The sequence below is a fragment of the Rhizobium sp. NZLR11 genome (assembly GCF_019685115.1).
Taxonomy (GTDB): domain Bacteria; phylum Pseudomonadota; class Alphaproteobacteria; order Rhizobiales; family Rhizobiaceae; genus Rhizobium.
In genome coordinates this window covers 19,462-40,155 of the sequence record NZ_JABDWD010000010.1, presented here as the reverse complement: position 1 = coordinate 40,155, position 20,694 = coordinate 19,462, and the positions used below count along the sequence as shown (strand labels likewise).

The 20,694-nt window shown below is 62.3% G+C and carries 20 protein-coding genes and 2 pseudogenes; 10 read left to right on the top strand and 12 right to left on the bottom strand.

Features of this window, described 5'->3' with window-relative positions:
* Nucleotides 1-52: 52 nt before the first annotated feature.
* From HJB83_RS18375 to HJB83_RS18365, 3 genes are all read right to left on the bottom strand, one after another.
* Complete coding sequence (locus tag HJB83_RS18375) at nt 53-676, bottom strand: TetR/AcrR family transcriptional regulator (protein ID WP_207581052.1); 624 nt, start codon at nt 674-676, stop codon at nt 53-55.
* A 59-nt stretch (nt 677-735) separates the two neighbouring features.
* Nucleotides 736-1,653 (bottom strand): bifunctional helix-turn-helix transcriptional regulator/GNAT family N-acetyltransferase, encoded by a 918-nt coding sequence (locus HJB83_RS18370; RefSeq protein ID WP_221132051.1) that lies wholly within the window; start codon nt 1,651-1,653, stop codon nt 736-738.
* 261 nt (nt 1,654-1,914) lie between these two features.
* Nucleotides 1,915-2,664: an aspartate/glutamate racemase family protein gene (locus HJB83_RS18365; RefSeq protein WP_221115745.1), complete on the bottom strand. Its 750-nt coding sequence runs from the start codon at nt 2,662-2,664 to the stop codon at nt 1,915-1,917.
* Between the two features lie 156 nt (nt 2,665-2,820).
* On the opposite strand from HJB83_RS18365, the gene HJB83_RS18360 reads away from it, so the two are divergent.
* The 4 genes from HJB83_RS18360 to HJB83_RS18345 all read left to right on the top strand — a co-directional run bounded on the left by HJB83_RS18360 (nt 2,821) and on the right by HJB83_RS18345 (nt 7,972).
* Nucleotides 2,821-3,285: an Lrp/AsnC family transcriptional regulator gene (locus HJB83_RS18360; protein ID WP_207581049.1), complete on the top strand. Its 465-nt coding sequence runs from the start codon at nt 2,821-2,823 to the stop codon at nt 3,283-3,285.
* A 225-nt stretch (nt 3,286-3,510) separates the two neighbouring features.
* Nucleotides 3,511-4,035, top strand: coding sequence for a BA14K family protein (locus tag HJB83_RS18355; RefSeq protein ID WP_207581048.1), 525 nt, complete (start codon nt 3,511-3,513; stop codon nt 4,033-4,035).
* 286 nt (nt 4,036-4,321) lie between these two features.
* Nucleotides 4,322-5,587: an NAD(P)/FAD-dependent oxidoreductase gene (locus HJB83_RS18350; RefSeq protein WP_221115744.1), complete on the top strand. Its 1,266-nt coding sequence runs from the start codon at nt 4,322-4,324 to the stop codon at nt 5,585-5,587.
* Nucleotides 5,588-6,004: 417 nt separating this feature from the next.
* Nucleotides 6,005-7,972, top strand: coding sequence for a translation factor GTPase family protein (locus tag HJB83_RS18345; protein ID WP_207581046.1), 1,968 nt, complete (start codon nt 6,005-6,007; stop codon nt 7,970-7,972).
* 221 nt (nt 7,973-8,193) lie between these two features.
* On the opposite strand, the gene HJB83_RS18340 is transcribed toward HJB83_RS18345, so the two are convergent.
* A complete protein-coding gene (locus HJB83_RS18340; RefSeq protein ID WP_207581045.1) occupies nt 8,194-9,240 on the bottom strand; it encodes an NAD(P)-dependent alcohol dehydrogenase in 1,047 nt (348 codons plus the stop codon).
* 200 nt (nt 9,241-9,440) lie between these two features.
* On the opposite strand from HJB83_RS18340, the gene HJB83_RS18335 reads away from it, so the two are divergent.
* The 3 genes from HJB83_RS18335 to HJB83_RS18325 all read left to right on the top strand — a co-directional run bounded on the left by HJB83_RS18335 (nt 9,441) and on the right by HJB83_RS18325 (nt 13,191).
* Nucleotides 9,441-10,349 (top strand): AraC family transcriptional regulator, encoded by a 909-nt coding sequence (locus HJB83_RS18335; protein WP_207581044.1) that lies wholly within the window; start codon nt 9,441-9,443, stop codon nt 10,347-10,349.
* A gap of 104 nt (nt 10,350-10,453) precedes the next feature.
* Nucleotides 10,454-11,509, top strand: coding sequence for a glycosyltransferase family 2 protein (locus HJB83_RS18330; protein WP_207581043.1), 1,056 nt, complete (start codon nt 10,454-10,456; stop codon nt 11,507-11,509).
* On the top strand, nt 11,509-13,191 hold the full coding sequence (locus HJB83_RS18325) for a hypothetical protein (protein WP_221115742.1): 1,683 nt from the start codon (nt 11,509-11,511) through the stop codon (nt 13,189-13,191). The genes HJB83_RS18330 and HJB83_RS18325 overlap by 1 nt, the downstream gene beginning before the upstream one ends.
* An 18-nt stretch (nt 13,192-13,209) precedes the next feature.
* Here HJB83_RS18325 and HJB83_RS18320 read toward each other — a convergent pair.
* Together HJB83_RS18320 and HJB83_RS18315 are read right to left on the bottom strand one after the other, a co-directional pair.
* Nucleotides 13,210-13,574 (bottom strand): annotated as a pseudogene (locus HJB83_RS18320) (DUF4087 domain-containing protein).
* A 21-nt stretch (nt 13,575-13,595) separates the two neighbouring features.
* Nucleotides 13,596-14,075 (bottom strand): hypothetical protein, encoded by a 480-nt coding sequence (locus HJB83_RS18315; protein WP_207581041.1) that lies wholly within the window; start codon nt 14,073-14,075, stop codon nt 13,596-13,598.
* Between the two features lie 141 nt (nt 14,076-14,216).
* Here HJB83_RS18315 and HJB83_RS18310 point away from each other — a divergent pair, with 141 nt between their 5' ends.
* Both HJB83_RS18310 and ilvC read left to right on the top strand, forming a co-directional pair.
* The gene (locus HJB83_RS18310; protein ID WP_221132050.1) at nt 14,217-14,882 is read left to right on the top strand and encodes a TetR/AcrR family transcriptional regulator; all 666 of its coding nucleotides are present in this window, start codon (nt 14,217-14,219) and stop codon (nt 14,880-14,882) included.
* A gap of 49 nt (nt 14,883-14,931) precedes the next feature.
* A complete protein-coding gene (ilvC, locus tag HJB83_RS18305; protein WP_207581039.1) occupies nt 14,932-15,951 on the top strand; it encodes a ketol-acid reductoisomerase in 1,020 nt (339 codons plus the stop codon).
* Nucleotides 15,952-16,315: 364 nt separating this feature from the next.
* Here the strand turns inward: ilvC and HJB83_RS18300 are convergent, their stop codons facing one another.
* Nucleotides 16,316-17,275, bottom strand: a complete 960-nt coding sequence (locus HJB83_RS18300) for a LysR family transcriptional regulator (RefSeq protein ID WP_221132049.1) — start codon at nt 17,273-17,275, stop codon at nt 16,316-16,318.
* Between the two features lie 83 nt (nt 17,276-17,358).
* Between HJB83_RS18300 and HJB83_RS18295 the strand changes: the two genes are divergently transcribed.
* Nucleotides 17,359-17,883 carry a hypothetical protein gene (locus HJB83_RS18295; protein WP_221115739.1) on the top strand — a complete coding sequence of 175 codons (525 nt, stop codon included), beginning with the start codon at nt 17,359-17,361 and terminating at the stop codon, nt 17,881-17,883.
* Nucleotides 17,884-17,984: 101 nt separating this feature from the next.
* On the opposite strand, the gene HJB83_RS18290 is transcribed toward HJB83_RS18295, so the two are convergent.
* The 5 genes and pseudogenes from HJB83_RS18290 to HJB83_RS18270 all read right to left on the bottom strand — a co-directional run bounded on the left by HJB83_RS18290 (nt 17,985) and on the right by HJB83_RS18270 (nt 20,631).
* Nucleotides 17,985-18,572: a class I SAM-dependent methyltransferase gene (locus HJB83_RS18290; RefSeq protein ID WP_221132048.1), complete on the bottom strand. Its 588-nt coding sequence runs from the start codon at nt 18,570-18,572 to the stop codon at nt 17,985-17,987.
* Nucleotides 18,562-18,894 carry a type II toxin-antitoxin system RelE/ParE family toxin gene (locus HJB83_RS18285; protein WP_221132047.1) on the bottom strand — a complete coding sequence of 111 codons (333 nt, stop codon included), beginning with the start codon at nt 18,892-18,894 and terminating at the stop codon, nt 18,562-18,564. Before HJB83_RS18285 ends, HJB83_RS18290 begins: the two co-directional genes overlap by 11 nt.
* On the bottom strand, nt 18,881-19,129 hold the full coding sequence (locus HJB83_RS18280) for a type II toxin-antitoxin system ParD family antitoxin (RefSeq protein WP_221132046.1): 249 nt from the start codon (nt 19,127-19,129) through the stop codon (nt 18,881-18,883). The genes HJB83_RS18285 and HJB83_RS18280 overlap by 14 nt, the downstream gene beginning before the upstream one ends.
* A 116-nt stretch (nt 19,130-19,245) precedes the next feature.
* Nucleotides 19,246-19,464, bottom strand: a pseudogene (locus tag HJB83_RS18275) (PIN domain-containing protein); the annotation flags it as partial.
* 66 nt (nt 19,465-19,530) lie between these two features.
* Nucleotides 19,531-20,631, bottom strand: a complete 1,101-nt coding sequence (locus HJB83_RS18270) for a branched-chain amino acid aminotransferase (RefSeq protein WP_207581034.1) — start codon at nt 20,629-20,631, stop codon at nt 19,531-19,533.
* Between the last annotated feature and the right edge of the window lie 63 nt (nt 20,632-20,694).

Below are 20,694 nucleotides of genomic sequence, written 5' to 3'. Positions count from 1 at the left end.
CCACCCGTTTCCGGCCGCGCAGGGGAATGCTGGCATTCCCCTGGGGGAAATGTCAGGTCACCAGCTTCATCGCGGCTTCGGCAGCGGCAGCCATTTCTTCGCCGCTGCGTTCCGTCTTGCCGATGACGCGCATGCCCTTGGTGAGGCAGAGAAGCGCAAGTGCGACCGCCGATATATCGATATGCGCCGAAATCGAGCCGTCGGACTGGCCGAGGCGGATGAGGTCGGCGAGAAGCGTCTCGTCGGTCATGAAGGCGGTGGCGACACGTTCGGCCGCCTCTTCGTCGAAGAGGGCGAGATCGCTGGCGCTGCCGACGACGAGGCAACCCTGCCTGCCGATTTCACCGTGCGAAGAGCCGGCAAAGAAGGTGATGAGCGCATGGAGCTTGTCGCGGCCGGTCTCGGCACTTGCCAGCCTGGCATCGAGCAGGCCGCGACGCACGGCGCGGTAGCGGTCGAAGGCGGCGAGGAAGATGCCGCGCTTGTCGCCGAAGGCCTTGTAGACGCTTCCGGCGGCCAGCCCCATGGCCTCGGTGAGTTCGCTGATCGAGGCGGCATGATAGCCGCGCTCGGAAAAGACGCGCAGGGCTGCGTCGAGTGCCGCCTCCGCATCGAATTCCCGCGGACGACCGCGGCTCCGGGTCTTCTCTTGATGGTCGAGGGTCGTTGCGTTCATGTTCGCCTAATTAGGAAATGATCGTTTCCAAATCAAGCGAAATTTTGCGACGAAGCAAGTCAGAGGGTGAGGACCCAGGTCTGGCCATTCGCTTCGGGGCCGAACATTCGATGTCTCTCCTCGGAGACAAGCCGAAAGCCGGCCTTGATATAGATGACGCGGGCCGTCTCCAGCATGTCATTGGTCCAGAGCGAAAGCTCGCGGTAGCCCTTCTGCCTGCAAAAGCGGATGCATTCGTCGACCAGCAGCTTGCCGAGCCCGAGGCCGCGGGCCGATTTGTCGACATAGAGCAGCCGCAGCTTGGCGATGCCGTCGCCGCCATTGGTGACGAGGACCGAGCCGACATTGACGCCGCCACGTTCGGCGATCCAGCAATATTCCTTGGCGGGATCGAAGTTGGCGAGAAATTTGCCGGCGACCTCGGCGACCAGCGCCTCGAAGCGCAGGTCCCAGCCATATTCCTCGGCGTAGAAGCGGCCCTGGCTCTGAACGATCCAGCCGATATCGCCGGCGCGGTGGGCGCGGATGATGGCGGGTGCGGGCTTGGCCGCCGGGTCGAGCAGGGCGCGGATGGTATGCATGGCCGAGACGACGGCTTGCGGTTCGCCGATCGCCAGATCGTCAAAACGGGCGGCGATCTGGGCATTGGCGCGCCGGCCGAGTTCCTCGAACTGCGCGAGTCCCCGGTCGGTGACATTGATGATCTGGCTGCGCAGGTCGGCCGGATCCGGGCTGGTCTCGATCAGCCCCTCGGTGCGGAAACGCTTGAGGATGCGGCTCAGATAGGCCGGGTCGAGATGCAGGTCGCGGACAAGGGCTGCGGCGCTGACGCCGTCATGCGAGCCGATCTCGAAGAGAATGCGGGCATCCGTCAGGGTGAAGGGCGAGTCAAGATAGGCCTTGTTCAGCAGGCCGAGGAAGTTCGTGTAGAAGCGGTTGAAATCGCGGGCGGTTTCGATGAGGGCGGAATCGGACATGGGCGTGATCTCCAAGGGAGACACGGAGATCTCCAGATGGAGATCTCGCCAGACTGCGGGGCAAAGCACGCTCTTCACTCGGCGTCATCCTCGGCCTTGTGCCGAGGATTTGCTGCCTGTCAACCGGAGGCAGATGCTCAGGACAAGCCCGAGCATGACGAAGGAGGGGTGGCCGACTGTGCCAACAAACTGAAAAAAGATCTCCGAACGAAGACATTTTTCATGCATTTAGTTGACTGAGTCAACTAAATTGTGGCGCGGTCAAGCCGCCTCTTCTGTCTCCGCCTCTTCTGTCTCCGCCTCTTCTGTCTCCGCCTCCTCGTCGCCGAGAGCGAAATCCACCGCCGCGCGGGCATGGATCGCGGTAGTGTCAAAGCCCGGCAGTGGCAGGCGGTTGGGATCGAGGATCAGGCAGATCTCGGTGCAGCCGAGGATGATGCTGTCGGCGCCGTTATCCATGGCGCGGTCGATGATATCGATCAGCTTTTCGCGCGAGCTGTCGAGCACCCTGCCGGCGCAGAGTTCGTTGAAGATGATGTCGTGCACGATGGTGCGGTCGGCGGCGTCGGGCACCATGATGTCTAGGCCGAGGCTCTTCATCCGGTCGGCGTAGAAGCCGTGCTCCATCGTGTAGCGCGTGGCAAGCAGCAGCGGACGCTTGCGGCCGGCCGCATGCAGCGATTTCGCCGTCTCGTCGATGATATGGATTAGCGGCACGGACACCTTTGCCGCGATTTCATCGGCGATCAGGTGCATGGTGTTGGTGCAGATGAGGATACAGCCGGCGCCTGAAGCCTGCAGCCGTTCCGCAACTGCGCCGAGGCGGCGGGCCGCTCCAGCCCAGTCGCCGGCCTTCTGAAGAGCGACGATCTCCTCGAAATTGACCGAATGCAGGATGAGCTCGGCCGAGGCGAGGCCGCCCCTGCGGGCGCGCACCATCTCGTTGACGAAGCGGTAATAGACCGCCGAACTTTCGAAACTCATGCCGCCGATCAGGCCGATCGTTTCCATCTCTTCATGCTCCTCATGCTTCGAGTTTCGAAAATAATGCCGCAGTTCTGGCGCGGCGTGTTTGCATTATTTGTCCCTTACGTCCAATACATGCTATTATTTTGCGCGATTTGGAGAGATCGTGCAAAATCAGGGCGGAAGGGTTATTTCTTACACATGTTGGACGATCGCGACAGGCGCATTCTCGACATGCTGCAGAAGGATGCAGGCATATCCGTGACCGATCTGGCCGAGCGCGTGGCGCTTTCGGTGTCGGCCTGCTCGCGGCGGATCCAGCGGCTGGAAGAGAGCGGCCATATCGCCCGGCGCATCATCGTGCTCGACCGGGAAAAGATGGGCGTGCCGACGACGGTCTTTGCGCTGGTCAAGACGGCGCATCATTCCGACGAGTGGACAGAGACCTTCCGCCGGATCATCGCCGACATTCCCGAGATCGTCGAGGCGCACCGGCTGACCGGCAATCACGATTACATCCTGAAAATCGTGCTGCCGCGCGTCGAGCATTACGACGTGATCTACAAGCAGATCGTTCGCAAGCTCGAACTCTTCGATGTTTCGGCGTCGATCTCGATGGAAGAATTGAAACATGGAATGGCGATACCCGTGGGCTACGCCCGGTAGTCTCGCCAACGAACCTCAGCTTCTGGGGATCGACGATGCGCGACACGTTTACAGCCTTCTGGAAAAGGCAAGGTGCGGATTGCACGAGGAGCCGATAATTCTCAGCACCAGCGATAGCGATTAATTTGTCTCCAGACGGAACATTTTTCGACATATTGCGTTCACCTTTGGTTCAGGAGGAGGGGAAGATGTCTCCTCCACTTGGAGGAGCAGAGGAGAACAGTCATGAGAAAGCTAAGCGTCGCCGCGTTATGCTTGATCATAGGTGTGCCGGGCATCACGCCGGCTCAGGCGTTTCCGGCTATCAACCCACCCAGGATCGAAGCACAGCAGCAGATAGAGCAGGTGCAATGGCGTGGCCATGGCGGCCACGGGGGTGGCGGCCATTACGGGGGTGGCGGCCATTACGGAGGCGGGTATTACGGGGGGCACCACCATAGTGGAGCGGGCTGGGGCTGGGCCTTGGGTGGTCTCGCTGTCGGCACCATCATTGGCGGCGCCTTGTCACAGCCCTATTACGGCTCGTACTACGGGTCGCCCTACGGCTATTACGGCTCGCCATACGGCTACCGCCGGCCCTACTACGGCTATTACGGCCGGCCATATCAGAACTATGCATCATCAGCCTATTATGGAGGGGGAAGCAGCCACGAGAGTTGGTGTTATGCGCGCTATCGTTCGTACAGGGCGTTCGACAATACCTTCCAGCCCTATCACGGACCCCGTCGCCAGTGCGTCGGTGCCTATTGATTGGACGACGCATATGCCGCTTGTGAACTGGTTGCAGGCCCGACGACCGTCCTGCGACCCGTTCGCACGGCATGTCTGCCTTGCACCCAGCCGAAGCTCGCTCCGGGCAACTAAAACCCGACTGGCTTTCCGCGCCGGAACTTCGCCGGGATCATTGCAGGAGTAGCCGATAATCTCAGCGCCATCGACTGCGATCGGCGCAGGGGAGACATGCCGAAACGGCGGTTGCAACCATTGCGCCGAGGGCCACATTGGCTTTGTGCAAAATGGCGCAAAGGGGTATGTCATGAGCGACCATCATGTCGTCGTTGTCGGCGGCGGTTTCGGCGGGCTGCAGCTCGTCAACGGGTTGAAAGGTGCCGGCGTCAGGATCACGCTCGTCGACCGGCGAAATCACCATCTCTTCCAACCGCTGCTCTACCAGGTGGCGACGACCATTCTCTCCACCTCGGAGATCGCCTGGCCGATCCGCCGCCTCTATGCCGACCGGCCCGATGTGAAGGTGTTGCTCGGCGAGGTCACCGGTGTCGATAGCGGCGCCAGGACGGTGTCCCTCCGCAACGGCATGACTCTGGGTTACGATACGCTGGTGCTGGCGACCGGGGCGACGCATGCCTATTTCGGCCGTGACGAATGGGAGCCAGTGGCGCCGGGCCTGAAGACGCTCGAGGATGCGACGACGATCCGCCGGCGCGTGCTGCTCGCCTTCGAGAAGGCTGAGATGGAGAGCGATCCTGCCGTGCGCGACGCGCTTCTGACCTTCACCATCGTCGGTGCCGGGCCGACTGGCGTCGAGCTTGCCGGCATCATCGCCGAGCTTGCGCATTTCACGCTGCCGAAGGAATTCCGCAACATCGATACGCGCAAGACCCGCGTCGTGCTGGTCGAGGCCGGCCCGCGGGTGCTGTCGAGCTTCGCCGAGGAGCTTTCGGCCTATGCCCAGACGGTGCTGGAGAAACTCGGCGTCGAGATCCATCTCGGCAGGCCGGTGACCGAGTGCAGCGCCGACGGCGTGAAGATCGGCGATACCTTCGTCGCCAGCCGGACGATCGTCTGGGCAGCCGGCGTCACCGCCTCGCCGGCGGCACGCTGGCTCGGCGTTGCCGCCGACCGGGCAGGGCGCGTCGTCGTCGAAAAGGACTTGAGCGCACCGGGTCTGTCCGATGTCTTCGTCATCGGCGACACGGCATCGGTCATGCGCGAGGATGGCAAGCCGGTGCCGGGCATCGCACCGGCGGCCAAGCAGCAGGGCGGCTACGTCGCCAAGGTCATCCGCGCCCGCCTGTCCGGCAAGCCGGCGCCCGCATCCTTCCGCTACCGGCATCAGGGCAGCCTGGCGACGATCGGCCAGAGTGCGGCGATTATCGATTTCGGCCGCATCAAGCTGAAGGGCTGGATCGCCTGGTGGATCTGGGGCCTTGCCCACATCTACTTCCTGATCGGCACCCGCTCGCGCTTCTCCGTCGCCTGGAGCTGGCTATGGATCTATCTCAGCGGCCAGCACAGCGCCCGGCTGATTACGCAGCGGGAGACGATGCGGGAGGAGGGGTAGGACTCGGCGGTGTGTATGGCGATCCTGCGGATTGCCTAAAGTGCATCTCGGAATGCGCCCTCTCTCCGGCCTCATCTGAGGTGCCCCGGAGGGGCCTCGAAGGACGGGGCCGGCCACCGGCGCGTCACCAGCGATTCGGCCCGCAGCACGCTCCCGCATAGTCACCCGCCCTCGTGGTTCGAGACGGCCCTCTGGGCCCCCTCACCATGAGGGCTGATCGGTGTGCTTGGCGCCGCGCCACGCGCAGGGATACACCCAGGCTTGACACATCTGCCCACGCGCCCTTAGCATTCCACCCGCGTCGCCCAACCACCGGGCGCTCCGCATCCAGCCGTCGCGATCAGCGAATAGAGGTTCCAATGCGCCGACTCACTTCTCACGAAAATCACATCCGAAATTCTGAGAAGTTGGTGGTTCATGCGCACTTTGAATCTGGGCATCCTCGCCCATGTGGATGCGGGCAAGACTAGTCTTACCGAAAGACTGCTTTTTGACGCCGGGGTCATCGACAAGCTCGGCAGCGTCGATACAGGCAATACACAGACGGACACGCTCGAACTCGAACGGCAACGCGGCATTACGATCAGGGCCGCGGTTGTGTCGTTTACGATCGGCGACAGGACCGTCAATCTGATCGACACACCCGGCCACCCCGATTTCATCGCCGAGGTCGAGCGGGTGCTTGGGTTACTGGATGCCGCGGTCGTCGTCGTTTCGGCGGTCGAGGGCGTGCAGGCGCAGACGCGTGTGCTGGTGCGGGCGCTGCGGCGACTTGGCGTGCCCTTCGTCTTCTTCATCAACAAGGTCGATCGCCTCGGCGCGCGGTATCCGGACGTGATGGAAGCGCTTGCCGCGCAACTGGCGGTGCGTCCCATCGCCATGTCTTCCGTCATCGACGCCGGCAGCAAGCTTGCCCGGGTGGAGGCTCTGGCGCCGGGAGACGAGCCGCTTTTTTCGGCGCTCTGCGAGGCGCTCGGCGAGAACGACCAGGCGCTGCTCGATGACTATGTGCTCGCCCCCGAACGACTGACCACGGAAAGGCTCAGGCGCAGCCTGGCCGATCAGGTGGCAAGGGGCCTGGTGAATCCCGTCTTCGCAGGAGCGGCCATGACCGGCGCCGGCCTGCCGGCGCTAAGCTCGGCCATCGCGACGCTGTTGCCCGGGCGGCGGCTTGATCCGGACGGGCCGGTCGCCGGCAAGATCTTCAAGATCGAGCGCGGCTGGGGCGGCGAAAAGCTCGCCTATCTCTACCTGACTTCGGGCACCGTGCGGCTGCGGCAATATCTGGATCTGCCCAGGGGCGAGGATCGGGTGACCGCAATCCATGTGTTCGAGGCCGGCCGCAGCCATGGCGCCGCGCGCTTCTGCGCCGGCCAGATCGCCCGCGTCGGCGGCCTTGCCGGCGCCCGGATCGGCGATGCGGTGGGCAGCGATCCGGCCTCGGGCGGGCGGGCGTACTTCGCTCCGCCGACGCTCGAAACTCGCGTGCTTGCCCGGCGGCCCTCGGACAGCGCGGCACTTTGGCTGGCACTGAACCAGATGGCCGAGCAGGATCCGCTGATCAATCTGCGCAGGACCGAGGAGACGAATGAAGTCTTCGTGTCGCTCTATGGCGAGGTGCAGAAGGAGGTTATCCAATCGACGCTGCTGACGGATTTCGGCCTCGATGCGGGTTTCGAGGAAAGTACGCCCATCTTGGTCGAGAGACCCGCCGGCACCGGGGCCGGCCTGCAGATCCTCTTCAAGGAGCCGAATCCGTTTCTCGCCACCATCGGCCTGCGCGTCGAGCCGCGTCCTGCCGGCGCAGGCAACAGCTTCGCGCTGGAGGTGGAGGTCGGGCAGATGCCCGTTGCCTTTTACCGGGCGGTCGAGGAAACCGTGTTCGAGACGCTGAAACAGGGCATTTTCGGCTGGCAGGTCATCGATTGTCATGTGGCGATGACGGCGGCGCGGCACAGTTCGCCCGCAAGCACCGCCGCCGATTTCCGGCAATTGACGCCCTGGGTGCTGGCAACGGCGCTCTCGGCTGCGCAAACGGTCGTCTGCGAGCCTTTCAACCGCTTTCACTTGGAAGCGCCTGTCGAGAGCCTGAGCAGCGTGCTCACTTTGCTGGCGAAATCCGCTGCGGCGACGTCGGATTCGGTGATCGCCGATGGCGTGGCGCGGCTCGAAGGCACTCTGGCGTCTCAGATGGTTCAAAGCGTCCAGCAGCAATTGCCGGGCCTGACGAGCGGGGCAGGGACGATGGAAACCGCTTTCGAACACTATAACCCTATGGCCGGGCCGCCACGCCTGCGCCGGCGCTCGGGGCCTGATCCATTCAACCCCGTCGAATATCTGCTGCGTTTGCTGGGCCGTGCCGAGAGCGTGTCGCGAGACGGTTGAGCTTGCCTGAGAGCCCAAAAGTCCAAGAGAGCCTCATGCTGAGGTGCGCAGGCCGAAGGCCGGAGCCTCGAAGCACGGGGCGGGCGCTCTGGCGAGCCACGGAGCGGCGTTTGCGGGGGTGCTTCGAGGGGATCCTGCGGATCGCACCTCGGCATGAGGGCGGCTGAGGATGCCGCTCGCTATCGACGAGGCGGCTCCCAAAGGAGCCGCCTCTCGTTTCCTCAAGCCGCCAGCGAGGCGATGTCGATGACGAAGCGGTAGCGGACGTCGCTCTTCAGGACGCGTTCATAGGCTTCGTTGACCTGCTCTATGTTGATCTTCTCGATCTCCGAGACGATGTTGTGCTTGCCGCAGAAGTCGAGCATTTCCTGGGTTTCCTTGATCGAGCCGATCATGGAACCGGCGAGGCTCTTGCGCCCGCCGATGACCGAGAAGGCATGGACCGGAACCGGATGCTCGGGAACGCCGACCAGTACCATCGTGCCATCGGGCTTCAGGAGGCTGAGATAGGCGTTCCAGTCGATCACCGTGCCGACCGTGTTGATGATCAGGTCGAAGGTGCCGGCCAGCTTGGTGAAGGTTTCTGCATCGCTCGTTGCGTAATAGTCCTTGGCGCCGAGCTTCAGGCCGTCTTCCTTTTTCGACAGCGACTGCGAGAGTACGGTGATGTCGGCGCCCATGGCCGCGCCGATCTTCACGCCCATATGGCCAAGGCCGCCCATGCCGACGATCGCGACCTTCATGCCGGGGCCGGCCTTCCAGTGGGCGAGCGGTGAGTAGAGCGTGATGCCGGCGCAAAGCAGGGGAGCGCCTGCATCGAGCGGGATATTGTCGGGAAAGCGCAGCACATAGCCTTCCTTGACGACGATAGAATCGGAATAACCGCCAAAGGTCGGGGTCGCGCCGTCGGCTTCGACGTCGTTATAGGTCTGGACCAGACCCGGCATGAAGTGCTCGTAATCCAGGTCGCGCGTGGCGCAGCCGACGCAGGAATTGACGAAGCAGCCCACACCGACGCGGTCGCCGACCTTGAACTGGGTGACCTTGGAGCCGACGGCGGAAACGACGCCGGCAACCTCGTGGCCGGGCACCATCGGGTATCTGGAGTTGCCCCATTCGTTGCGGGCCTGATGAATGTCGGAATGGCAGACGCCGCAATATTGCACCGAGATGACGACGTCGTCATCGTTCGGCTCACGGCGCTCGAAGGTGAAGGGGGTTAGCGGCTTGGAGGCGTCGGTCGCGGCGTAGCCTTTTGCAATAGGCATGGGAACCTTCCTTTTGGATTTTGGAGGTAGGGGTTGATCGGGATGGCGGACTATTGCCCGGAACTGCGCGACGGAGGTAGAGTGATCCTCTCAGCTTTTTGCACGATCCTGCAAAAATGCCGGGAGCGGCCTATTTGGGAAGTGCCGGAGCTACTTACATAAAAGCTGCCCAATTGGCGTCAGACAGAAAGAGTTGCCGCATGACATTGCCTTTCAGCCCCTATCAGGAAATCGTCGACATCGCGCTGCGCTTCACGCCGGGTGACGGCGCATTCTCGACTGATATCGGCAATCTTCACCTCAGCCGTTGCTCCAAGCCCAGCGATCCGCTGCACAGCAGCTACGGGCCCTGTTTTGGCTTTGTCCTGCAGGGGGCCAAGAGGCTGCGCCTCGGCACGGAACTGATCAGCTACGGGACTGGGGACTATCTGCTGACCTCGCTCGACCTGCCGGTCGCCTGGCGTGTCACGGAGGCGAGCCTTGAGGTTCCGCATCTCTGCCTGGCGCTGGCAATCGATTCCGAAAAGCTGCTGGAGTTGCTCAGCCGCATCGATATTCCCCGCCCTGCCGCCCATACCGATGGGCAGCGCGGCATGGTGGTGAACGTCGCGCCGCCGGAGCTTTTGGATGCTGCCGTCCGCCTGCTGCGCTTGCTCGATCGTCCGGGCGACATTCCTGCCATGGCGCCGCTGATCGAGCAGGAAATTCTCTACCGGGTGCTGACCGGGCCGGATGGCGCGCGGCTGATCAACATCGCCACGGCTGACAGCCACAGCAACAGGATCTCGCGCGCCGTCGCCTGGCTGAAGGAGAATTTTGCACGGCCGCTGCGCATCGAGGATCTTGCCGACCGCGTCAGCATGAGCGTCTCGTCCTTCCATCACCACTTCAAATCGGTCACAGCGATGACGCCGGTGCAGTATCAGAAGCAGCTTCGCCTGCATGAGGCGCGCCGGCTGATGTTCGTCGAGCGCCTCGATGCGGGCACGGCCGGCCACCGCGTCGGCTATCAGAGCCCGTCGCAGTTCAGCCGCGAATACAGCCGCCTCTACGGCGCCTCGCCCGCCCGCGATGTCGACGGCGGGCGCGAGATCATGGCGGCGGAATAGCGCGCCGGCGCGCGCGACGCGCCAAGGCACGGCGCGGCATTAAAGGATGTTTGACGTTTCGTGGCTAGTCTGGCGCCGAACATCGAGCAGGCACCGCTGTCCGCATGACGCAAGCACCACTCCTTTCCATCGTCGCGCCTTGTCATAACGAGGAAGAGGGACTGCGCGAGTTCTGCCGCCGCGCCGCCGCTGCTGCCCAGAGCGTCGCCGGCGATGCCTTCGAACTGATTCTCGTCGATGACGGCTCGTCCGACGACACCTGGAAGATTATTTCACATCTGGCGGCTGATGTGCCGCAGGTGCTCGGCGTTCGTCTGCTGCGCAATCACGGCCATCAGCTGGCGGCGACGGCAGGGCTTTCGGCGTCGCGGGGCGAGCGCGTTCTTTTGATCGACGCCGATCTGCAGGACCCGCCCGAGCTGCTTTTGATGATGATGCCAATCATGGAGCGCGGCGCCGATGTCGTTTACGGCCAGCGCACGCGCCGCGAAGGCGAAAGTTGGTTCAAACTCGCGTCCGCTTCGCTTTTCTATCGCGCGCTTTCCAAGCTCGCTTCCGTGACCATCCCGCGCGATACCGGCGATTTCCGGCTGATGCGCCGACGCGTCGTCGATATTTTGCTGGCGATGCCGGAGCGCGATCGTTTCATTCGTGGCATGGTCAGCTGGATCGGCGGCAGGCAGGTGGCGCTTCCCTATGAGCGCGACGCCCGTTTTGCCGGCACGACGAAATATCCGCTGCGCAAGATGATCAATTTTGCACTCGATGCGATCACCAGCTTTTCAACGACGCCGCTGCGTATAGCCACATGGCTCGGCATGATCAGCGCCGGCGTCGCGATGGCGCTGCTCGTCTTCACCTTCGTTCGCTGGTTGCAGGGCGAGACGGTCACTGGCTGGTCGTCGATCATGGCTGCGGTCAGCGCCTTCAGCGCCATCCAGCTGATCTGTATCGGCATCATCGGCGAGTATCTCGGGCGTCTCGTACAGGAGAGCAAGAAGCGGCCGATGTTCATGATCGAAACAATCCTGCGCGGCGGCGAACCGGCCGAACTGCCCACCACTTTTTCGGAGATGAACGCCGGCGACAAGCGCGCCGCGCTGGATGCAGCCCTCGCATCCGGTGAGCTGCGGTCGCAGAAGAACAGTCGGATCGGTTGATGGACCGGATTGCGAGGTCTCCCATGGCGGCAGCCGAGCCTGGGGAATGCACCGCCCCGCAGGATTCGACTATTGCGATCGTCGCTTTCGTCACACTTGCCGCGATCCTGGTCGTGCTTTTTCCCTTTCCGCCAGTGCTCGACTACGCCAATCACTACGCCCGCATCTGGCTTCTTTCCGGCGGGATCAGCGAGCAGCCGTTTCCTGAAATCTACGCGGTCGATTGGAACCGCACCTTTACCAATGTCGGCATCGATCTTCTTGCCACCTGGCTGGGGCCGGTTGTTGGCGCCGACAGGCTGGCGCGGGCCTTGCTTTTCCTGGCGATCGTGCTGCCGCCGCTTGGCGCGATCGCCTTGCATCGCGCCCTTTTCGGCGGCCGGCACTATTGGCAGATCGCAATAACGTCGCTTGGCTGGTGCTCGACGATGATCGGCGGCTTCATCAATTTCCAGATCGGCCTTGGTATGGCCTTGTTCTTCGCCTGCGTCGATTTACGGCTGCAGGGCCGAAATCCCGGCCTGCTGTTTGCCTGGCGGCTTGCCGCGGCATTGCTGCTGACGTCAATGCATATCTTCTCGCTCGGCTTCTACATGGCGATCGTCTGCGGCCTCGAATTTTCCTGGCGCTTCGACATACTGCGATTGAAGGCGGGCGTCGTCAGGCTTGCCGGCCGGTTGGCGCTGGCGCTCGGGACCTGCATCCTGCCGCCGCTCGCGCTCTATCTCCATACGGCAGCTTTGCCCAATGCCGGTGGTGATGGACTTGGTATTGTCTGGAACGACGGCGTCGCCCTTATCGCCATCAATCTGCTGTCGGCCATCGTCACCTACGTCCCGCTGGTGGATGTCGTGCTGATTTTGCCGCTGATCCTCGTTTGCACGCGTGCCGCACGGGCGGGCGACATCCGCGTGCATGCAGGTCTTGCCGTCGCCGCCTTCGGCCTACTGCTTTTCTCCTGTGTTTCGCCACGGCACATGCTCGGCACCGGATGGATCAGCTGGCGCTTTCCGATCATGACGGCGCTCGTCGCCATGGCGATGGTGTGCCCCTTTGCCAATCTCACGCGCCGGCAGTCCCTGTTGCTGGCGCTCGTGGTCAATCTTGCGGTCTTCGGCCGTACAGCCTGGGTCGGGTGGAACTGGTGGTTGGCACAGAAGGATGTCGGTGCTGTCGAGCGTGTGCTGAAAAATGTGCCGGCCGGTGCGGCTGTGCTGCCTCTGGGGCATGAACCCACGACAGTGGTCGGTCTTGCCCACTCCAATCGGTATTTTGCCTGGGGGCTGGATACTTTCCGGCACCTGCCGACGCTCGCCGTTCCCTTCTCCCATGCTTTCGTGCCGACGGTCTTCACGGCAAAAGGCAAGCAGCCGTTATCCGTTCTGCCGCCGTGGTCTGAGATCGCGGTCCCTGAAGGCAATCTGCTGTCGATCGGCGTGCTTTCATGTCCCGCAATGATGCGGGAGTATGGAGACTTTACGCCCTATCTTTCGGACTGGCGCAGACGTTTCGATTTTATTCTTGTCGCTAATGGCGATGTTTCCGACCGCTATGTCGGCACCTTCATGCCGGCGGGCCTGACGTTGATCGAGGATGCCGGTTTCGCAAAGCTTTACGCGATCGATAAGACGATGACGGCAGAGCCTCTGTCGATCCCGGCTGGCTGCGCTACGACGTCATAGGCTGCGCCTCTTCGCGGATCAGCCAGGAAATTTCAGCGCCTTGTCGGCACGGCATTTGGCGAGCGCAAGCTGGCGGAAGGAAAGGATTTTCGTGATGCGTTCCTTGCCATCCGTCTCGACGTTCATGCAGGCGCAGGCATAGCCGTAATTGCCGTTGCTCCTGACATAATCATTCTCGGAGATATCGGGGATCAGCTCCATGCCTTCGGGTTCGCCGTTCTCGTCACCCTGGTCATGATCGTCCAGGTGTTCTCGGCATCCTCGAGCCACCAGTTGGCGGGGGTCGGGTTCTCGATCCAGCCGCAATGGGTCTCGGCGGCCCGCGTATTGGTTGCGACCACAAGAGCTACGGTCATGACCGCGGCGGCTATCCGGTATTTCATGGCTTTCCTTGTTGCCTGATTTCAGTTGTTGATCGCGATGATCGCCCAATGGCTCGCCTCGCAGGCGCTGTCTTCGCAGACGGCGCCCATCCAGACTGCGCCGTTTGCGAGCATGACGCCGTCGCTGTTGACGAAGAGATCCTGATATTGCTGGCGCCCGACGGCGCTGCGCGTTTCCGGTGTCACCAGATCACCGAAATTGTCGATGAAATCCTCAGCGCTCTCAACGTCATAGCTCTCGCCATCGGCCTTGACCGTCAAAGGGTATTCGGCAAGGCCGGCGATGGTTTCGGCGTCGCCCGAGCGCATGGCCTGAACGAGTTGGCGCAGCGGCCGGTCAAATCCTGCGGCATCGCCGTGCAGTTCCTCGATGCGGTTATAGACGTCGCTGTCGGACTGGGCGAGAGTGTCTGAGCCGCCAAGGAAAATTCCTACGAGCAGGAAAACAGCTGCAGACAGACGTGACATCGAAGCCTCCGGGAAAATCGCGTAGCGCGGCATTATGCGATCGCTGAGCGGCGGTGCCTATCCAATTCTGGTGTTTCAGCGCGGTTTCCCGTACTAAAAAAATCTATCCGGGCTTCTTGACGGCCTGATCGGTTTGTCGCATAAACCTCAAGAACCGTACCGTACGGTACGTATATGGGAGCCATGACCGTGTCAGTCGATACCGCAGAGCCGAGCGAATTTTCGCCGCGCCAGAACGCCGTTCTGGAGCAGGCGCTGCGGTTGCTCGTCGATGGCGGCGAGAAGGCGCTGACGACGTCTGGTGTCGCACGTGCTGCCAATTGCTCGAAGGAAAGCCTCTACAAGTGGTTCGGCGATCGCGATGGGCTGCTGTCGGCGATGATTGCCTATCAGGCGAGCAAGGTGCGCACCTTCGAGCGCAATGGTGAGCGGCTAACGGCGGCGAGCCTGCACGATCATGTGGTGATTTTCGCGCGCGATCTGCTGGAGGTGCTTGCGGGCGACGTCTCGCTGGCGCTGAACCGGCTGGCGATCGGCCAGTCGAACCGCGACGGCTCGAAGCTCGGCAGGCTGCTGCTCGAGCGCGGCCGCCGCCAGATCGACCGCCGAGCCATGGCGCTGATCGATGCCGGAAAGAGGGCAGGGCTCCTGCGGTTTTCCGATGCCGATGAGGCCTATCACACGCTTTACGGCCTTGTCGTTTCCGACTTGCATGTGCGCATGCTGCTCGGTGAACCGGGCCTCCAGGATACCGCACGCCAGGCGGAGAGGGCGGTCACCGCCTTCCTCAGGCTCCATGGCACGGACAAGGTTCTGGCGGAGATGCCGGTTCTCGGCTGATTTCGCTTTAATGACAGTCAACAAGACAAGCAAAGGGAAGGAAATTCAAATGCGCGTCTATTACGATCGTGATGCCGATCTCAACCTCATCAAGGCCAAGAAGGTCGCCGTTATCGGATACGGTTCGCAGGGCCGTGCCCATGCGCTGAACCTCAAGGACAGCGGCGCCCAGAACCTCGTCATCGCGCTCAAGGCCGGCTCGCCGACCATCAAGAAGGCCGAAGCCGACGGCTTCAAGGTCATGACGGTTTCCGAAGCCGCCGGCTGGGCCGATCTGATGATGATGGCAACCCCCGACGAGCTGCAGGCCGACATCTACAAGGCGGAGATCGCGCCGAATATCCGCGACGGCGCTGCGATCGCCTTTGCTCACGGCCTCAACGTGCATTTCGGCCTGATCGAGCCGAAGGCTTCGGTCGACGTCGTCATGATCGCGCCGAAGGGCCCGGGCCATACGGTTCGCGGTGAATACCAGAAGGGCGGCGGCGTTCCCTGCCTCGTTGCCGTTCATCAGAATGCTTCCGGCAATGCGCTTGAACTGGCGCTCTCCTACGCCTGCGGCGTTGGCGGCGGCCGTTCGGGCATCATCGAAACCAACTTCCGCGAAGAGTGTGAAACCGACCTCTTCGGCGAGCAGGTCGTTCTGTGCGGCGGTCTCGTCGAGCTCATCCGCGCTGGTTTCGAAACGCTCACCGAAGCCGGTTACGCGCCTGAGATGGCCTACTTCGAGTGCCTGCACGAAGTGAAGCTGATCGTCGACCTGATCTATGAAGGTGGCATCGCCAACATGAACTACTCGATCTCGAACACGGCCGAGTGGGGCGAATACGTCTCCGGTCCGCGTATCATCACCGCCGAGACCAAGGCCGAGATGAAGCGCGTCCTCAACGACATCCAGACCGGCAAGTTCACTTCCGATTGGATGCAGGAATACCGCGCCGGCGGCTCGCGCTTCAAGGGCATCCGCCGCCTGAACGACAGCCACCAGATCGAGGAAGTCGGCGCCAAGCTGCGCGGCATGATGCCCTGGATCGGCAAGAACAAGCTGGTCGATAAGTCGGTCAACTAAGCGGTTTCAAGGGTGCGTCGCACGGGCCTTGGTTCGTGCGGCGCGCTTGTTTTTTTGTTTTGGGCATGTCGTCTCCCAAAAACCGCTACATTGTGCGCAGTAGCGGTCGGCGTCCACGACCTGATGGCCGTTCACATGTTGGCAAAGCCCTCGGCCTATCGATCGACGGCTCGTTGATTTTCGATCGATGCATCGACGTCGGTGGCGCCAGCCGCATTGGCCGCATCGCCGTGGGAGAGCGGGCTGGGATCACAAGGACCGGGCAACGATATTGGATTGTTGAGATCGAGGGCAAAGGCGGCTCGCCACCTGAGATCGTGGAACTTGCGATGCTCGTGCTCGATGATTTCAAGCCGACCGGGAATCATTTTACTGGCTTGTCACCGTTGCCCCGAATGCGAGTCTTGCCGGCCGCATCCGGACGGTTCTTCATGTGATCGATGAAGGCGCGCAGTTTCGGCGTCATTTGCCGATGGCTGGGATAATAGAGAAATACGCCCGGCGCCGTCGGCGCGAATGATGCCAGCACCTCGATGAGCTTTCCCGCCCTGATCTGTTCGACGGCGATCGGCTCCGGCACCTGGGCTACGCCCATCCCCTCGATGGCTGCGCCGAGCATGGTCGGGAAGTCGTGGGTGATAAGCGGCCCCGCGACGGCGATCTCGATGGCGCGGCCCTTGTCGTCGAGCGACCACGGCGCGAGCGCGCCATTGGAGCGGCGTATTCTGAGGCATGCATGGTGACGCAGGTCGTCCAGGGACGCTGGAAGATCCCGGTTGGAGAAATAGATCGGGCTCCCGACGATGATGAACCGAAACGGCGGCGTCAACCGAACCGCGATCATGTCGGCATCGATGAACTGGCCCATTCTTATCCCTGCATCAAAGCCTTCGACGGCGAGATCGACCAGTTTCTCGCTGGCGGCGATCTCCACTTCAATTTCGGGATAGGCTTGGGAAAAGGACGCAATCAGCGGCTCGAGCAGGACCGGGACAACGGCACGCGGCACCGAGAGGCGCAGCCGTCCGGTCGGTCGTCGTCCAAGCTCATGCGCGACGGCGCTTGCGGCGATGAGTTCTTCGAAGGCCGGTTTTGCACGCGAAAGGAAACGCTCGCCAGCTTCCGTCAGCCCGACGCTGCGCGTCGTTCGGATGAACAGGGCTGCGCCGATCCGCGCCTCCAGCGTGCGCACGGCCTGGCTGATCGCCGAGGGAGTGACGCCGAGTTCCGCCGCCGCCCGGCGAAAGCTGCGGTGCTGGGCAACGCTGAGGAACGCCTCCACCCCGTCGAGCGCGCCCTGCCTGACTGTGAAGTTCTGCTTCATGCCCCGTCCATATTATCCCGAATAGTCGCCGGTGTAAGCGGCCGTATATTGCGCTGGAAACCAGCAGCCAGACAGGAGGCAAAATGTCCCCGGCCGCCATCTTCCAGCTTCACCTGCTGCTCGGCTACGTCGCCTGGCTGCTTTGCATCGGCGTCTATGTCCTGCCCCGGCTCAAGTCGATGGACCGCGCCGGGGCGCAACGGGCGGTCGCAACGCTCCATAGCTTCCGCTTCTTCGGCCTCGTCTTCATCCTTCCCGGCGTCGTCGGTCCCGATCTGCCGGCCGGCTTTGCCGTCACGGCCGCCTATGGCGACCTTGCTGCCGGGCTACTGGCCATGCTGGCGCTGATCTCGTTCCGCATCCGGCCACTGTTCTGGCTGCTCGTCATTGCCTTCAATCTCGTGGGCGCCGGTGATCTCGTCATCGACTATTACCGCGGCGCCCAGTCCGGTCTGCCTGTCTTGGCGGGGCAGCTAGGCGCAGCCTATGTGGTCGTGATCGTCTATGTACCGCTGCTGATGATCACCCATATGGTTGCGCTCTATTTGCTTGTGCGCCGGCAGTCCATTACCGCTCAAACCCTTCGCGGCGATCCTGTTGCCAACTGACCGGCCAGGACGGGGTGACATGCTTTCGAGAGGTAATTCCGCGCTTTGGGCGATATGCATCAAGCTGCTGCAGTTTAAGGCCGGGGCGAAAGCTTCGGCCTTTATCGTTCCGCGCTCACCGTCAGCCAGCGGGTCGGCTTGCCATCATAGCCGCCGCCGTCGCTTTCCTCGATGGCGATGTTGTACCAGCCGTCTTTTTTCAGCAATTCCGACAGCCATTCGGCGGACGGATAGTTGTAATAACGCCCGAGGCCGTCAAGGCCTTCCGCTTCTCCCGCCTTGAAGCTTGCGTGGAGGAAGCCGCCGATTTTCAGGGCGCGGCGGATGCGGGCGAAGACATCGGGCAGTTCAGCCCTCGGGACGTGGAGAAGGCTCGCATGTGCCCAGACGCCGTCGAAGGCGCTGTCGGCGTCGAGCTCCTGGAACAGCATGACCTTGACCGGCCTGCCGATCCGCACTTCCGCCTGTCTGGCAAGCTCGGCGGAGCCATCCGTCGGTGTCACCTCGAAACCCTGCGACAGCATGTAGGCGCTGTCCTGCCCGCCGCCGCAGCCGAGTTCGAGGATTGCGCCACCCGGTGCAATACCGGCGAGGAAGGCATCGAGCTGCTGCCTCGGCAGGGTGCGTGCCCGGTCGGCGTATGTCTCGGCGTTTTTCTCGTAAAAGGCGGAGGTCGTGTCACGAGGCATGCGGGTCGGCCGTTCGGGGGCGTCGGTTGGATTGAAGGTGTCTCTCGGGAAGCCGGTCGGCGCCGATAATGTCGATGACCAGGATGCCTTCCGGTATCTCGCGGTAGAAGGCGACATGGCGCATGTGGAGGAGGCGCCGAAGGCCGGCGCCGAGTTCGTCGCACTCGTCTCCCATGGAGGGCACGCGCGAAAGAAGCAAGAAAATTCTGTCCCAATCGAGAAGATAGGCATCCGCCTGCGCCTCGCCGAAATGCAGGCTGGCATATTCGTCGATGCCCGACAACACGGCGTCTGCGGTTCGGGTCAGCCTATAGGTGGTCACGCAGCTTCGCCTTCGTTTCCAGCAGAATATCGGCAATGCGCCGGTCGCTGATGCCGCTTTCCTCAGCCAGCCTCAGAATCTCGCGCAGTTCTTCGTCATCGAGCTTGCGGTGGTTTTGATCCTTCAGGACGAGTTCCGCCAGATATGCGCCGGCACTGCTGTATCTGCCGCTTGCAACACGGCGTGCGACGTAGTCCGCCAGATTATCCGGAAGGGAGATCGTCATTTTCGCCATTGAATTCAGTGCCGTCCGTCCATGCCGGTGTCGGCGTCCCCGATGCCAGATTACCATTTCCCACTTTATCATAGAAGCGTTGAGCGCCGCCGTCGAACACTTGGGTCACATCAAGGTCAGTCTTTTTTATCGATGGAGACGACCCGCTCGAAATCCTTGAAATGGGCGTCGCAGGTCAGAATATCTGCATCATGGTGCTCGGCCGTCGCGTAAATGATCGCATCAGCGGTGGCAAGTTTGAGGGCTGCCGATATCTCCGCGGCACGGTGGGCAAGCGTCGTGTCGAGGGGCACCACCATGCATCTCGCGGTATCGGCGATGAAGCTGTCGATGGCGGGCGACGGACAGCGGCGCCCACCCTGTCGGTGTTGACGCCGCCGTTCGCGTGGAACGTCCGAAGTTCAGGTCGGGATCAGGCGCGTCCAGCCGTGCGCATCGTTCGTTACGCCCTTTTGCAGGCTGACGAGTTGTTGGCGCAGTTCGCTGGTCAACTTGCCGGTCTGTCCGTCTCCGACCAGAAACTCGCCGCCGGCATGTCGAACCAGGCCGATGCCCGCCAGGACGGCGGCAGTGCCGCAAGCGAACGCTTCGACGAGCCTGCCACTGGCAGCGTCGTCTTGCCATTCCGCGAACGAGTAGGGGCGCTGCTCGACGCGCAAGCCCTTTTCTTCGGCGAGCACGATCACGGAAGCCCGGGTGATGCCCGGCAGGATCGTGCCGCCAAGGGGCGGGGTCACCACTGATCCATCGTTCATCACGAAGAAGACGTTCATGCCGCCGAGTTCTTCGACCCAGCGATGCTCTGCGGCGTCCAGGAAGACCACCTGATCGCAACCCTTTTTGGTCGCCTCGGCTTGCGCCACGAGGCTGGCTGCATAGTTTCCGCCGCATTTTGCAGCGCCGGTGCCGCCGGCGGCTGCACGTGTGTATTCGGTCTCGACCCATAGGGAAACCGCCTTTGCGCCGCCCTTGAAGTAGGCGCCGACCGGAGAGGCGATGATGCAGAAGACATATTCCTGAGCCGGACGAACGCCGAGAAACGCCTCGTTGGCGAACATGAAGGGGCGAAGGTACAGGCTGGCGTCGCCGGACGGAATCCAGGCCTTGTCAACGCGGACCAGCTCTTCGACCGCCTTCAGGAAGAGTTCTTCGGGCACAGGAGGCATCGCCATGCGGGTCGCCGACTGCGCGAAGCGGCGTGCGTTCTCTTCAGGCCGAAAGAGCAGAATCCGGCCATCATCCGCCTTGTAGGCTTTCATGCCCTCGAAGATTTCCTGAGCATAGTGCAGCACGGCGCTCGCAGGATCGAGCTCCAGGGGCCGCCTCGGCGCAACCTTTGCATCGTGCCAGCCATCTTCGGCAGTCCATCGTGCCAGGACCATATGATCCGTGAAGAGCTTGCCGAAACCGGGAGTCTCGAGTGCCTGGATGCGATCGGCGTCCGAGACGGGAGACTTGTGGAGTTCGATTTTGATTTCAGGGGAGGCTGACGTTACGGTCATTTCTGGCACCTTGATAGTAAATTGAATAGTGGCGACACTACCGCCGCCGAGTAGGTCTTGAAA